Origin of the sequence: Candidatus Protofrankia datiscae, from assembly GCF_000177615.2 — a bacterium.
Classification (GTDB): domain Bacteria; phylum Actinomycetota; class Actinomycetes; order Frankiales; family Frankiaceae; genus Protofrankia; species Protofrankia coriariae.
In genome coordinates, this window is sequence record NC_015656.1 from 3,548,472 (window position 1) to 3,561,962 (window position 13,491).

The following is a 13,491-nucleotide window of genomic DNA, read 5'->3' on the forward strand; positions in this document are numbered from 1 at the left end:
AGGCCGGCACCGGTCCGGCTCCGCGGATCGCGGGCAACCCGGCATGTTGCGGACCACGCCATACGTCACACGCAGAGCCGGTTTGACACCTACTACACACAGCCTTACTTTGAAACAAATGATTGTTTACCTATCCGAGCCCGCATCCGGCCCGCGACATCGGCAACCGGGCCAGCCAGTGGCGACGCCGACGAGAAGGGCACTCACATGACCCAGTCCATCCCGGCGACCAGACTCGCCCCCACCGAGCCCGCTCAGGACGAGCCTGCCCGGGACGAACCGCAGTACCCCCTCGCCCCATCCGCGGTCGACGCCTCGGTGTACACGGATCAGGCGCGCTACCAGGGGGAACTCGACCGGATCCTGTCCCACGCCTGGTTCCCGGTGTTTCCGTCCGCCGACGTGCCAAAGCCCCGCGACTACGTCGTCTGGAACCAGCTCGGACAGTCAATAGTGATCATCCGGCTTGACGACGGATCGGTGTCGGCCTGGCACAACGTCTGCCAGCACCGCGGCGCGCTTCTCGTCGAAGGCTCCGGACGCTGCTCCACCGGACGGTTCACCTGCCCGTGGCACGGCTTCGTCTACGATCTTGAAGGCAGCGTTCGCCAGGTACCGCTGCGTGAGTCATTCGACCCGGCACAGTTGGCCGGGCTGCGGGCACCGGCGGTCAGGGTGGTCGAGTGGTCGGGCTGGATCTGGCTGACGCTCTCCGACACGGTCCCCGACCTGCTGGAGTACCTCGACACGATCGGCGAGGAGCTCGCCGGCTACCGGCTCGACCGGTTCGACACCCGGTTCCGCGCATCGGTCACGCTCACCGCGAACTGGAAAATCGTCGTCGACGCGTTCAACGAGACCTGGCACGTCCCGTTCACGCACAAGTCGACCCTCTCCGGGCTGGTTCTGTGGCGCGATGCCAGCCTGAAGATCGCCTCACCGCACTCCTGGATGACGCTGCCGATCCGCGGGTTCACCGACAAGGTCTCCAACAGCGATCATCGGCAGACCCATCTGTGCCACTACCTCGCGTTCCCGAACACGATCTTCAGCTGCTTTCCCAACCACCTGCAGATGTGGACCGCCTGGCCGGTTGCGCCGGACAAAACCGTCCTCAACGCCTACCAGCTCGTCGGGCCCACCCCGGACGGCCTGAGCGACGCGAAGTGGGAACAGCACAACGAGCGGGACTGGAAACACTTCCTCGAAGTCCTCGCGGAGGACTCCGAGGTCATCAACAACTTCGCGGCGCTGGCGCGGTCGAAGGGATTCCGGCGCAACATCTTCAACACCGCCGAGAGCAGACTGACCGCCTTTCACGACGAAGTCGCCAAACGTCTTCGCTGATCAGGAGAAAGAAATGATCACAATCAGGGTCGATCGGGACGTCTGCCAGGGCTACGGCAACTGCGTCCTCGCGGATCCGGAGATCTTCGACGTGGACGACGACGGACTTGTGGTGCTGTCGCGGGCTACTGTCGCCGACGAGCGGCTGCCCGCCGTCCGCCGCGCGGAGTACGACTGCCCGAGCAAGGCCATTCACTTCACCGAATAGGCCGGTGCCCGTGGCACCGTGTCCCCGTTCACCGGTGGCTTCAGGCCAGATTTTCAACCCGTTCGCTGTTTTCCGTCGCACCGGGTCGTATCCGTCCCGCACCGCTTCTCCGACCGGAGGACTGTTTCTCCCGTTCGGGAGACGAGGTGCGGGGACGCAGGCGTGGCGACCCTCGCAACGGCCTGGACCGGACCGGGCGGATCCCGGTCCGGTCACTGACACGCCGCCTGTTGTCCGCTGGACGTACGAAGGATCCGGGCTAGAGTCCCATCTCCTTTGCAATGATGCTGCGCTGGATTTCGCTCGCACCGCCACCGACCATCGCGTGCTTGGCCTCACGGAAGTAGCGTTCCATGTCGAACTCCGGAAGCTGCGCGTATCCACCCAGCGCCTGCATACCGTTGAACGAGGTCCTGAAGGCGACGTCGGCGGCGAACACCTTCGCCATCGACACCTCTTTCAGAGCGCGCTCACCGCGCGCCATCTTCGTCGCGGCGTTGTAGACCAGCAGCCGCGCGGCCTCCACCTCGCACTCGTTCTCCGCCATCCGGTGCTTGAGGACCTGGAACGACGACAGCGGCCGGCCGAACTGGGTGCGGTTCCTGGTATAGGTGACGGTGTCGTCGAGCGCTGTGCGGGCGTTTCCCACGTAGGAGGCCGCCAGGCTCAGGCGCTCGTACTCCAGGTGTTCGCCGATGTAGCCCCAGCCGTTGTTCACCTCGCCGATCAGGTTTCCGGCGGGGACGTGGACATCCGTGAAGAAGATCTCCGTGGTGCCGAGGCTACGGCGGACGATCGTGTTCAGCTTGCGTATGTCGACGCCGGGCGCGGTGTTCGGCACCAGGATCAGGCTGAGGCCCCGGTGCCGCTCGGGACTGGTGCGCGCGAGGACGGTGATGACGGTGTCCGGCAGGTGCGCTCCGGAACAGAAGACCTTGTTCCCGTTGAGCACCCAGTGATCGTTGTCGAGGACGGCCCGCGTCTGCACCGCCGCCGCGTCCGAGCCGGCCCCCGGTTCGGTGATCGAGACGCTGAACTTCGTCCTGCCGGCGAGGAAGCCTGGCAGGTACTGCTCGCGCTGCTCGGCCGTGCCGTGGTTGGCGATGTTCGTCGCGGTGAACATGGAGGTCATCACGCACGCGGCAAAATCGAGGCTGAACTTCGCCATGGCCTCACAGAAGATCGCGTACATCACCGGGTCGGCGTCGAGCCCGCCCTGCTCCTCGAGGATGAGCAGCCCCAGCCAGCCCCTGTCCGCAATCTTCTGGTAAGCCTCGTCGGGAAACTCCCGGGACTCGTCGTGCTTGCGGATGTACTCCCGCCCTACCTCGCGCTCCATGAACGTGTGCAGTGCGTCTCTCCACAGCTGCTGTTCCTCGGTGAGTCTGAAGTCCATCCCTGCACCCTCCGTCAGCACCGCGGGCCCATATCTGTCTGTTGACCACGTTAATCGACCATGCTAGAAAAAAACAAGTGATTGTTTTTGAGCTCTGACCTGCGAGATCGATACAGTCACCGACCCGCCACAGGCATTGGAGACGCCCCATGACCGGTGTGCTCACATGACGCTCGACCAGACCTACCGCGGCCTGCGGGTACTCGACCTCAGCGAGAACATCGCGGGCCCGCTCGCCTGCCTGATCCTTGCCGATCTCGGCGCCGACGTCGTCAAGGTCGAACGTCCGGGCAGCGGAGAGGCCACCCGCAGCCTGCCGCCACGCTGGGGACCGGAGAGCACGGTGTTTCTCACCGTGAACCGAAACAAACGCAGTGTCGCCCTGGACATCGGCACCCCGGCCGGCCGCGACGCGGTGCTGCGGATCGCGGCCAGCACCGACGTCGTCGTCGAATCGTTCCGGCCCGGGGTCGCGGACCGGCTCGGGCTCGGCTTCGACGACTTCCGCCGGGTCAGCCCCCGCGTCGTGCACTGCTCGATCAGCGCCTTCGGCGAGGGCCCGCTCGGGCACGACCGTCCCGGGTACGACGCGATCGTGCAGGCCTTCACCGGCATCATGGAGATGACCGGTGACGCCGACGGCCGTCCGGCCCGCGCCGCGCCGTCCGTCGTGGACGTCTCCACCGGGCTCTGGGCGATCACGTCGATCCAGGCCGCGCTCGCCCGTCGCACCGACGGGAGCGAGGCCCAGCGGCTGGAGATCACCCTGGTCGACAGCGGGTTCTTCCTGCTCTGCCACCAGGTCATGGGATTCCTCGGAACCGGTGGGTTCCCCGGCCGCCTCGGCTCGGCCGCCCCGAGCACCGCTCCCTACCAGGCCTTCCGCACCGCGGACGGCGCGATCATGATTGCCGCCGCGACGGACCGGCTGTTCGAGCGGCTCTGCACGGCCCTCGACCTTCCCGCGCTCCGGGACGACCCACGCTTTCGTACCGTCGCCGACCGGGTGCGTGCGCGCGACGCCCTGACAGCTGCCATCGAGGAGCGGCTGGGCACCGCGCCGTCCGAGCACTGGCTCGGGCGGATCTCCGCCGCCGGCGTTCCGGCGGGGCCGGTCAACGACCTGGCCGCAGCCCTGGCGCATCCGGTCACCCGCGAGCGCGCCCTCGTCCGCGATGCCGAGCCCCTCGGCGACGCGCTGCGCACAAGCGGACTCAGACAGCTCCGGCTGCCGATCGACACCGACGGCTCATGCGCGATGCGCGAACCGCCCGCGCTCGGCCAGCACACCGCGGAGGTACTCGCCGAGGTGGGCATGCCCCCCGGCAAGATTCTCGACCTTGTCCCCGACTCGATGACGGAAGCGACGGTGTCGCCACTATGACCGGCTCAACCACAACGACCGGCTCAACCACAACGACCGGCTCGAGCACTGCCCAGCGTCGTGACGCTCTGGAGGCGCGTTACCCCCGCTGGATACCCCGCACGACCGCCCAGCTTCTCGATCTCTTAGCCACCGAACATCCTCAGCGGCCACTCGTTCTCGGCGACACCAGGTCCTACAGTTACGGCGACATCGCCAACTGGTCGAGACGGCTGGCAGCCGGGCTGATGGCGATCGGGATCCGGCCGGGCGATCACGTCGCCGTGGACATGGCGAACCTGCCCGAGGTCGTGGCCCTGAAGTTCGCGGTGGCCCGGGTCGGGGCGGTGTCGGCATCGATCAACTTCCGGCTGCGGCACGAGGAACTGAGCTACGTGCTGCGCCAGTCCGACAGCGTCGTCCTGATCACGATGGACCGCTTCCGCGACCTGGACTACCTCGACGCCCTGGACCGGATCGCCCCGGGCTGGGAGAGCGGGGCGGGCGGCAGCTCGCTGCCCCAGTTGCGGCACGTGTTCGTGCTCGGCACGGACGGCGAGCCGGCCCGCGGCCGGCCGCTGAGCGAGCTCGTGGAGCTCGGCCGTGGGATCAGCGAAGAAGATGTGCGGTCACGCACCGTGTCAGCCGATCCCGACGCCGTCTCCGACCTGCTGTACACCTCGGGCACCACCGGTGCGGCCAAGGGCGTGATGCTCCAGCATGACGCCGTCCTGCGGACCGCGTACGCCAGCGCCTACACCCGCGCCTTCGAGGACGGCCGGCGGATCCTGTTCGCGTTGCCGATCTACCACGTCTTCGGCTATGTCGAGGGCCTGATCGCGGCGCTGTTCGTCGGCGGGGCGATCTGCCCGCACGCGACGTTCGACGCCCAGCAGACCCTGCGGGACATCGCCCGCCACCGTATCGACGAGCTGATCTGCGTCCCGGCGATGACCAGTATGGTGCTCGACGCGGCACGGGCCGGCGCCCACGACCTGTCGTCGCTGCGGACGATGTTCTCCTCCGGGGCCGCGCACTCCGCCGGCATGTGGGCCGACATGCTCGAGGTGCTGGGAGTCGACGAGATCTTCACCGCGTACGGTCAGACCGAGACCACGGCGTCGACGACGTGTACCCGGCCGGGCGACCCCCTCGACCGGCTGGCGAACACGAACGGGACTACCAAGCCGGCGGGTATCGCCGGTGCCGCCGAGCTCGGTGGCACGCTCGCCGTCTACCGGACGGTGCACTCCGAGACCGGCGCGGACATCCCGGCCGGCGAGGTGGGCGAACTGGTGGTCCGCGGCCCGATCGTCACCCACGGCTACTACAACAAGCCCGCGGAGACCGTGGCGCTGTTCACCCCCGACGGGTGGATGCGCACGGGCGACCTCGGCCGCATCGACGAGCAGGGCTATCTGATACTGACCGGCCGCAAGAAGGAGTCCTATCGCTGCGGCGGGGAGCTGGTGCTGCCCGGCGAGGTGGAACGGGTGCTCACCGACCACCCGGGCGTGGCAGCCGCGCACGTCGTCGGGATCCCGCACGCACGGATGGGTGAGGTCGGGTGCGCCTGGATCGTGCCCGGCCCGGGGCGGCCCACGCCGGACGAGCTCGTCGCCTACTGCTCGAGCAGGCTTGCGCGCTTCAAGGTCCCCGACGCGGTGCTGTTCATCGAAGAGGACGAGATCCCGGTGACGGCCACCGGCCGGGTGCAGAAGTTCGTGCTGGCGGAGCGGGCGGTGGCCCTGCTGGCCCAGACCGCACAGGCGGACCAGACGACACAGGCAGATCAGGCTGCACGGACCGCGCCTGACGCTGCCCGGCCGGCGCCGGTGGGGTCGGTGTGAGCGGCCCACGGATCGTCATCGTGGGCGGCGGGCTGGCAGCCGTCCGCACCGCCCAGAGCGTGCGTGACCTGGGCCACCGCGGCGAGGTGCGCATCCTCTCCGCTGAGACGGAGCCGCCCTACGACCGTCCCCCGCTGTCCAAGGAGTACCTGCTCGACGCGCTGCCGGACAATGCCATCCGTCTTCTCGGCCCGTCCGACTACCGCGCTCTGGGGATCGAGCTTGAGCTCGGCCAGCCCGTCATCGCGCTGGACACCGTGGCCCATACGGTGACTGTCGCCGGCGGACCGGTGGTCCCCTACGACCGGCTTGTGATCGCCACCGGTGCCCAGGCGCGGCCGCTGGACGTCGTCACCGGCCGCGCGGCGGCGTTCGCGCTGCGCACCGCCGCCGACGCCCGCAGGCTGGCGGCCGTGCTGCGCGACGGACGGCGGATCGCGGTGATCGGCGGTGGGTTCATCGGTCTGGAGGTCGCCGCGACGGCGCGCGCGAGAGGCTGCGCGGTGACGGTGATCGAGGCCCAGCCCGCGCCGCTGCTGGGCACGGTGGGCCCGCTGGTCGCGGACTGGCTGCAGGCGCGGCACAGGGCACACGGCGTCGAGTTCCGCTGCGGGGTGACCGTCGCCGCCGCGGGGGCCGCGCCGGACGGCGGCGAACGGCTCAGGCTCTCCGACGGGTCGGTACTCGACGCGGATGCCGTCGTTGTCGGCGTGGGGGTCGTACGCGATGTCGGCTGGCTCGCCGAGGCCGGTCTGGAAGTCGCCGACGGCCTCGTGTGCGACCTGGCCGGGCGGACGGACGCGCCGGACGTGTTCGGCGCGGGAGACGTCGTCTGTCATCGCACCGAGCACGGCCTGGTCCCCGTCGGGCACTGGACCGCCGCGGGCAACAGCGCCCGGCGCGCCGCGCACACGCTGCTCGGGCTGCCCGCTCCGAACCTGCTCGACGACGGGTTCTTCTGGTCGGATCAGCTCGGGCTGCGGCTACAGTTCGCCGGCCGGGCCGACGCCGGCAGCGAGTTCGTCGTGGTGGCGGGTGACATGGCCACCGACTCGTTCGTCGGGCACTTTCTCGCCGAGGGCCGGGTCAGCGGTGTGTTCGCCGTCAACAACCCTCGCCAGTTCCTGCGTAGCCGCAAGGAGCTGCGCGCGGCCCACGAATCCACCACCGTCAGGGAGGTCCTCCGATGACCGTCGCCCACGAGCTCGATGCCGCCGCCCGCCAGGAAATCACCGAGCTGTACGCGCAGTACACGCACGCCTTCGACGACAACAGCCCGGAGGACCTCGCGGACCTGTTCACCGACGACGGGATCTTCGTACGCGACGACGCCGAGCCGGTGCACGGCCGGGCCGCGCTGGCGGAGCTGGTCCGCGGCGTTGCGGCCCGGGGAGCGGGCAGTCGGCATCTCGTTTCCTCGGTGGTTGTGGAGCCTTCGGCCACCGGCGCCTCGGGCAGCGCGTACGTGCAGGTCATAAGCATCGACGCGGACACGGTACGGCTCGTCGTCATCGGCCGCTATCACGACGAGTTCGCTCGTTCCGAGGGCCGCTGGCGGTTCCGTTCGCGCCGCTTCACGTCGTTCACCAGCGCCGGGCTGACGGGCGCGACCATCGCGGCCGCGGCGGAAGCGGGCTGATCCGACGGGCCTGGCAACAGACCTGCCACCGTCTGCCGAACCAGCGGGACGGCGTGGAGGAAGCGCCGAGGCAGCTCAGTCGAGGAAGATCGACAGCCGGAGGCAGGTTCGGGCACGGTGCCTCCGGCGCGCAGATTGGGTACCCAGTGTGCCGCGCACTCCATGCGGCGGATGCGGGCTGAAGAGCCGGCGTTCACCCGTAGAAGACGGTCAGCCACGTATCGGAACCGGCCCGCTCGACATACAGTAACAGTTACGAAACCACGACGGTCGCCACGAGCGCAACCTGTCGGAGGGGGGATCCTGTCGTTCGCGATCGTCATCCCCCGTGGGGGACAGATCGACGAAACAATTGTTTGTTGAATAGGTCACATCATCGGTACCAAATGACCGTTTTGCCTGCTTACGAAACGGACAAGGCGGACAAATTTTCCAGTTCTCCGGCGATATCGGACCGGCGCGACCGTACGATCGGATCTGGATCAGGACTTCGGGGAGGCACACGGGTGGCTAAGCAGCGGGAACTACGGGTGACCAGACAGCGAGAACGCGGCACTCGAGCGGCCTCGGGGCCTGTGTCGGCCGAGCTCATCGAGCGGGAGGCCATCCGCCTGTTCGGCGAGAGGACGTATCCGGTCGTCGGGATGCGGGACATCAGCGACGCGGTCGGAATCCTGCCCGGCAGCCTGTACGTCCACATAAACAGCAAGGAAGACCTGCTGATCAAAATTGTCGAACGGGGCATCCGAAGCTATCTGGACGCCATCGCGCCGATAGCGGAGTCAGAACAGTCCGCAACGATTCGACTGCGAGAAGCGATCAAAGCGCACATGCTGGTCCTCGCGACCGCCCTCGAGCAGACGCGGGTGAGCTTCCACCAGTGGACCTACCTGAGCTCCGAGCACAAAGAACGCGTCATCCTGATGCGGCAGCGCTACGAGGAGCTCTTCAGCAGAATCCTGAACGATGGCATCAGCTCCGGAGAGTTCCGGGACCTCAGCAATCCCCGCATCGCCGTACTCGCCCTGATAGGCATGCTGAACTCGGCGACGGAGTGGTACTCCCCTACCGGCCCGCTCAGCCCCGAGGCGCTCAGCGAGGTCCTCGCCGACAACGCTCTGATCGGACTACAGAAATGACCGCCCGCCGCATCACCCCGATCCGGAGAACTGTTCGCGCAGCTGCCGCTTGAGGACCTTGCCGTAGGCGTTGCGCGGGAGCGACTCCACCCACACCACCCGCTTCGGCACCCGGTAGCCGGCCAGCCTCGTCCGGCATGCGGCCAGCACCGCGTCGCTGTCACGGCTGTCGTTCGCCGACACCAGTACGGCGGTCACCGCCTCGCCCCAGATCCGGTGTGGCAGCCCGATCACGGCCGCGTCCTTCACCCCCGGAAGATCGACAAGAACGTCCTCCACCTCACGGGCATAGACATTCGACCCACCGGTTACGATCATGTCCTTCTTCCGGTCGACGATGTACAGATAGCCGTCGCCGTCGAGGTAGCCGATGTCGCCGGTGTGCAGCCAGCCGCCGGCCATCGTCCGCGCGGTGTCCGCGGGCCGGCCCCAGTACCCGTTCATGGTCTGGGGAGCGCGCGCCACGATCTCCCCGGCCGCGCCGTCGGGCAGGGTCGCTCCCGCGTCGTCGACGATGCGCAGCTCGACCCCGGGAAGCACCCGCCCAGCCGAACGGACCAGCGGCGAATCAAGATTCCCCAGCGCGTGCAGATGGTCCTTCTGGTCGAGAACCGTGAAGAACATCGGTGATTCCATCTGGGCAAACGACTGGATCAGACGCCCGGCGAAGACCTCCGTCGCCTCCCGCATGGTCTCCGGGTCGATCGGGGAGCCCGCGTAGTAGAGCCGGCGCAACGAGGCCGGAACCGTCCAGTCCGGTGGCCGCGCGTCCAGCAACATTCTGATCATCGACGGCACCATGAACATCCCGGTGACGCCGTGCTCGGTGAGCAGGCGCAGGGCACGCCCGGCGTCGTAGGAGTGGCACAGCAGACTGTGGCCGCCGAGCAGCAGCGTGGGCAGGAGCAGGAAGCCCGCCCCGTGTGTCAGGGGAGCAACGTGCAGCGTGACCTCGTCGTCGCCGAGCCCGAGCACCCGCACCGCGGTCTCGGCAATCCTGAGCCAGGAACGGTGACTGAGGACGACCGCTTTCGGTGAGCCGGTCGTGCCGCTGGTGTACATCAGGCTCGCGGGGTCACCATCGGCCCGCGCGACCGGCCGCGCAAGCGGTTCGGCGCGGGCGGCCAGCGCCGTCAGCCCGCAGTCCGCGTCGTCCCGCGCGTCGGCGTACACGATCGTCAGCCCGGGCAGCCGCGACGGATCCGGGAGCCGGTCGCTGAACTCGCTGGTGGTCACCAGCACCCGGCTTCCCGAGTCGGTCAGCATGTGCAGGTAGTCCGCGGGTGTCAGCCGGACGTTGAGGGGGACGGCGACCAGCCCGCCCGCCGTGGCACCGAGATACGCCTGGACGTACGCGTGGCTGTTGTGGAGCAGCAGCGCGACCCGGTCGCCGGGCTCAAGACCGAGCCCGAGCAGTCCGCCGGCCACCGCGGCGACGCGTTCGACCAGCTGCGCGTAGGTCGACGTGGTGGCACCGACGGCATCGTCGAGATCGGTCAGGCAGGGCCGGTCGGGATGCCGCCGGGCGGCATCCCAGAGAACCTGGGCCGCCGTGATCTGATCGCCGTCAGCCATAGCGATGAGACTAGGAAACACGGCACGTCCGAAGATATGGAGAATCCATGGAAAACGGGGACCAGTATTAGGAGCCTTCTCCAAGATCGAGGTGGTGCCGATGCCTGATGCCAGTGGCAGCCTGCTGGTCACGACCGCGCAGCGGCTCCGCCAACGCACCGACGATCTGGTCGAACGACAGCTGAGCGCGCTTCGGACGCTGCGTTCCTACGACCGGGTGCCCGACGACGACCTTCGCCGGTCGTGCCGGCGCAACGTCGCCCGGGTCGTCGCGGTCCTCGAGCGGCGCGACCAGCTACCTTCGGAGATCGAGGAGGACGAGCGGGCCTCCGGCCAGCGCAGGGCGTTACAGGGCATCCCTTCCGAGGACGTCGTCGAGGCATACCGCAGGGTGCTCAGCGTGCTGCGCGACGCGTTCATCGAGGAGGCGGTGGCGGCCGGGGCCGACCCGTGGGCCGTGCTCACCGGGGCCCGGCAGCTGTGGGACCTCACGGACCGCTTCAGCAGCGTCCTGGTTTCCGCGCGCCAGCAGGTGGAGATCGACGCCGCCCGTCGCGACGAGCGCCACCGGATGGCGTTTCTGCACCGTATCCTCACCGGCGGAGTCGACCCCGCCGAGCTTGTCGAGGGCGGCGCGATACACGGCATCCTGCCCGACCGGGAGTACTGGGTGCTGCGCTGCCGGCAGCGCCCGGACGGGGTGCAGCGACTGATCCGGCAACTGGAGTCGGCCGGCATCGGCGTGGGTTTCCGGCCACTGATCACCATGTTCGACGACGACGTGGTGGGGATCAGCGCGATCCGTCCCGTTCCACACGACGATGCCGTGATCGCGGTTGCCGGGCCGGTGACGCTCACCGGTGTCCCGCAGGCGTTCGCCGAGGCCACCCGGGTGCTCAATGTCGCCGTGCGCTACCGCCGTACCGGTGTCGTGGACAGCTCGTCGCTGTCGGTACGGGCCGCGGTCGAGCAGCAGGGCGAACTCGGCGAACAGCTGTTCCGCCGTTACATCACCCGCCTGAGCGGCCGGAGCGGAAGCGCGTCGGCCGAGATACTCGAGACCGTGCAGACCTACCTGCGCGAACGCCGGTCGGTGGCAGCGGTCGCACGGGCGCTGTCGATCCACGAAAACACGGTGCGTTACCGACTGGAGCGGTATCAGACGATCACCGGCGCCGACCTCGCCGACACAGACGCCCTCGTCGAGGTCTGGTGGGCGCTGGAGTACGCCAGCATCCGGCCGACGGGCCCCGGCGCGTAGACCGCGTCCGAGGGTCGCTTGGTTGACGGGCGGGCACCACCATGGAAACTTTGCAACAAACAGTTGTTTGTATCGGAGGGCGACAATGATCGACGGAGCCGTCGTGGTGGATGCCGTGGTGCATCCCTACAACCTCGCCCCGGCGAACCAGAACCCCAAGGCCCGCGATCAGCTCGAGGCGGTCTATGGCGCGCACGTCCTCGCGACCGACCAGAACCGTCCCGAGTACCTGCTCACCCACGACGAGTTCTTCTCCGACTTCCCCTTCGAGGCGATCGCCGACTCGCTGTTCGTCGAGAGCCCGGTCGACCTCGCGGTCATCCACGCGCTGCCCAACCTCGGATTCGCCCGCGGCCACGTGACCGCGCCCGAACGCGCCGCGGCGTTCCGGGACCGCTACCCCGACCGGTTCCGGCTGTTCGCCACGGTCGACACCCCGATCACCCAGCTGGAACAGCAGGTCACCCAGTTCGGCGTCGACGGGCTGAAGCTGTATCCCGCCTTCTTCTACGACGATGTCGGCAGGGGCTGGCGGCTCGACGACGCCGACTACGCCACCCCGCTGCTGGAAGCCGCCCGCGACCTCGGCATCCGCAACGTCGCGGTGCACAAGGCACTGTGGCTGCCACCCGCCCCGCGCAGCGCCTTCAGCCTCGACGACCTGGATCTCCCGCTGGAACGGTTCCCCGACATCAACTTCCACGTGGTACACGCGGGCGCGGCCTTCCTCGAGGAGACCGCGACACTGCTGCGCCGGCACCGCAACCTCTACGCAACCCTCGAGTCCGTATTCGCCTACGTGGTGGTCAGGCCGCTCGTGTTCGCCAAGATCCTCGGCACCCTGCTGCGGGCCTGCGGCGCCGACCAGCTGATGTTCGGCAGCGGCTCCAACCTCTCCCACCCGGCTCCGCTGCTGGCCGCGTTCGACGGTTATGAGCTGCCGGACGACCTGGTGGCCGAGCACGGCTATCCCCAGCTGACCGCCGAGGACCGCCGAGGACCGCCGAGGACCGCCGAGGACCGCCGAGGACCGCCGAGGACCGCCGCAGGATCCTCGGCGGGAACGCGCTGCGCCTGCTCGGCCTCGACGCAGCCACCGTTACCAGCCGCGTCGCGGACGACGAGTTCGCCCGCGAGCGCCTGCGCGGTGTGGCCCGGCCCTGGGGACAGCTACGCACGGGCGCGACAGCGGTACGGGGATGAGCCGCCGGGCAGGGCGTGCGCACAGTCGTCCTCCGAGGAACGGGGACGACGGCGCGGCGCGGAACCGACGGAGCGGATCGGGGGCCCTGTGAACCGCACGGAGACGGCGGCACCCACCGAGGAGCGGATCCGCGAGGCGCTGCGCTCGGTCCCCGAGCCGTGCGGCCTGCTCATGCGTACGCCGATCGACATCTGCGAGATGGGGCTGGTCGACGAGATCGAGTGCCACGCGGGGAACGTGCGGGTGGTGCTCGTCCTCACCGACACCTCCTGTGTGCACTTCTCCGGCCTGAAGCGTTACATCACCGATGTCCTGACCGCGCTGCCCGGCGTCGAGTCCGTCGAGGTCACGGTGTCGACGACCCAACTGTGGACGCCGGACCGCCGGCAACCGGCACCGGGCTCGCCGCACCCGCCCTGAAAACGGACCGCCCGACGACGCACCGCGCACCGCCGGCCGGCGCGGCCGCAGCAGGGAGGCCCCGTGCTCCGCTCCGTGCGGGATCCGGG

Annotated in this window: 11 protein-coding genes; 9 read left to right on the forward strand and 2 right to left on the reverse strand. The window is 68.7% G+C overall.

The features are described from left to right. Positions 1 to 207 precede the first annotated feature (207 nt). Positions 208 to 1,347, forward strand: coding sequence for an aromatic ring-hydroxylating oxygenase subunit alpha (locus FSYMDG_RS14775; RefSeq protein ID WP_013874209.1), 1,140 nt, complete (start codon positions 208 to 210; stop codon positions 1,345 to 1,347). 13 nt (positions 1,348 to 1,360) lie between these two features. After that, on the forward strand, positions 1,361 to 1,555 hold the full coding sequence (locus tag FSYMDG_RS14780; RefSeq protein WP_013874210.1) for a ferredoxin: 195 nt from the start codon (positions 1,361 to 1,363) through the stop codon (positions 1,553 to 1,555). A gap of 259 nt (positions 1,556 to 1,814) precedes the next feature. Here the strand turns inward: FSYMDG_RS14780 and FSYMDG_RS14785 are convergent, their stop codons facing one another. After that, positions 1,815 to 2,951, reverse strand: a complete 1,137-nt coding sequence (locus FSYMDG_RS14785; protein WP_013874211.1) for an acyl-CoA dehydrogenase family protein — start codon at positions 2,949 to 2,951, stop codon at positions 1,815 to 1,817. A gap of 166 nt (positions 2,952 to 3,117) precedes the next feature. Between FSYMDG_RS14785 and FSYMDG_RS14790 the strand changes: the two genes are divergently transcribed. The 5 genes from FSYMDG_RS14790 (at position 3,118) to FSYMDG_RS14810 (ending at position 8,942) form a co-directional block, all read left to right on the forward strand. Continuing rightward, positions 3,118 to 4,335, forward strand: coding sequence for a CaiB/BaiF CoA transferase family protein (locus FSYMDG_RS14790; RefSeq protein WP_013874212.1), 1,218 nt, complete (start codon positions 3,118 to 3,120; stop codon positions 4,333 to 4,335). After that, positions 4,332 to 6,164: an AMP-binding protein gene (locus tag FSYMDG_RS14795; protein ID WP_013874213.1), complete on the forward strand. Its 1,833-nt coding sequence runs from the start codon at positions 4,332 to 4,334 to the stop codon at positions 6,162 to 6,164. Before FSYMDG_RS14790 ends, FSYMDG_RS14795 begins: the two co-directional genes overlap by 4 nt. Further along, entirely contained in the window at positions 6,161 to 7,354 is a 1,194-nt protein-coding gene (locus FSYMDG_RS14800) for an NAD(P)/FAD-dependent oxidoreductase (protein WP_013874214.1), read from the forward strand. Before FSYMDG_RS14795 ends, FSYMDG_RS14800 begins: the two co-directional genes overlap by 4 nt. Continuing rightward, positions 7,351 to 7,803, forward strand: coding sequence for a nuclear transport factor 2 family protein (locus FSYMDG_RS14805; protein ID WP_013874215.1), 453 nt, complete (start codon positions 7,351 to 7,353; stop codon positions 7,801 to 7,803). The genes FSYMDG_RS14800 and FSYMDG_RS14805 overlap by 4 nt, the downstream gene beginning before the upstream one ends. Before the next feature lie 506 nt (positions 7,804 to 8,309). Continuing rightward, positions 8,310 to 8,942, forward strand: coding sequence for a TetR/AcrR family transcriptional regulator (locus FSYMDG_RS14810; RefSeq protein ID WP_013874216.1), 633 nt, complete (start codon positions 8,310 to 8,312; stop codon positions 8,940 to 8,942). A gap of 12 nt (positions 8,943 to 8,954) precedes the next feature. Here the strand turns inward: FSYMDG_RS14810 and FSYMDG_RS14815 are convergent, their stop codons facing one another. Next, positions 8,955 to 10,517, reverse strand: a complete 1,563-nt coding sequence (locus FSYMDG_RS14815; protein WP_050803546.1) for a class I adenylate-forming enzyme family protein — start codon at positions 10,515 to 10,517, stop codon at positions 8,955 to 8,957. Positions 10,518 to 10,617: 100 nt separating this feature from the next. Between FSYMDG_RS14815 and FSYMDG_RS14820 the strand changes: the two genes are divergently transcribed. Both FSYMDG_RS14820 and FSYMDG_RS14825 read left to right on the forward strand, forming a co-directional pair. Beyond that, positions 10,618 to 11,778, forward strand: a complete 1,161-nt coding sequence (locus FSYMDG_RS14820) for a PucR family transcriptional regulator (RefSeq protein WP_013874218.1) — start codon at positions 10,618 to 10,620, stop codon at positions 11,776 to 11,778. Positions 11,779 to 11,881: 103 nt separating this feature from the next. Then, on the forward strand, positions 11,882 to 13,402 hold the full coding sequence (locus tag FSYMDG_RS14825) for an amidohydrolase family protein (protein WP_043603714.1): 1,521 nt from the start codon (positions 11,882 to 11,884) through the stop codon (positions 13,400 to 13,402). Positions 13,403 to 13,491: the final 89 nt, after the last annotated feature.

What these genes read in the sequence shown, in the direction of transcription:
- FSYMDG_RS14775 (WP_013874209.1), top strand. Translation starts at nt 208, where the DNA reads ATGACCCAGTCCATCCCGGCGACCAGACTCGCCCCCACCGAGCCCGCT.
- FSYMDG_RS14780 (WP_013874210.1), top strand. Translation starts at nt 1,361, where the DNA reads ATGATCACAATCAGGGTCGATCGGGACGTCTGCCAGGGCTACGGCAAC.
- FSYMDG_RS14785 (WP_013874211.1), bottom strand. Translation starts at nt 2,951, where the DNA reads ATGGACTTCAGACTCACCGAGGAACAGCAGCTGTGGAGAGACGCACTG.
- FSYMDG_RS14790 (WP_013874212.1), top strand. Translation starts at nt 3,118, where the DNA reads ATGACGCTCGACCAGACCTACCGCGGCCTGCGGGTACTCGACCTCAGC.
- FSYMDG_RS14795 (WP_013874213.1), top strand. Translation starts at nt 4,332, where the DNA reads ATGACCGGCTCAACCACAACGACCGGCTCAACCACAACGACCGGCTCG.
- FSYMDG_RS14805 (WP_013874215.1), top strand. Translation starts at nt 7,351, where the DNA reads ATGACCGTCGCCCACGAGCTCGATGCCGCCGCCCGCCAGGAAATCACC.
- FSYMDG_RS14815 (WP_050803546.1), bottom strand. Translation starts at nt 10,517, where the DNA reads ATGGCTGACGGCGATCAGATCACGGCGGCCCAGGTTCTCTGGGATGCC.
- FSYMDG_RS14820 (WP_013874218.1), top strand. Translation starts at nt 10,618, where the DNA reads ATGCCTGATGCCAGTGGCAGCCTGCTGGTCACGACCGCGCAGCGGCTC.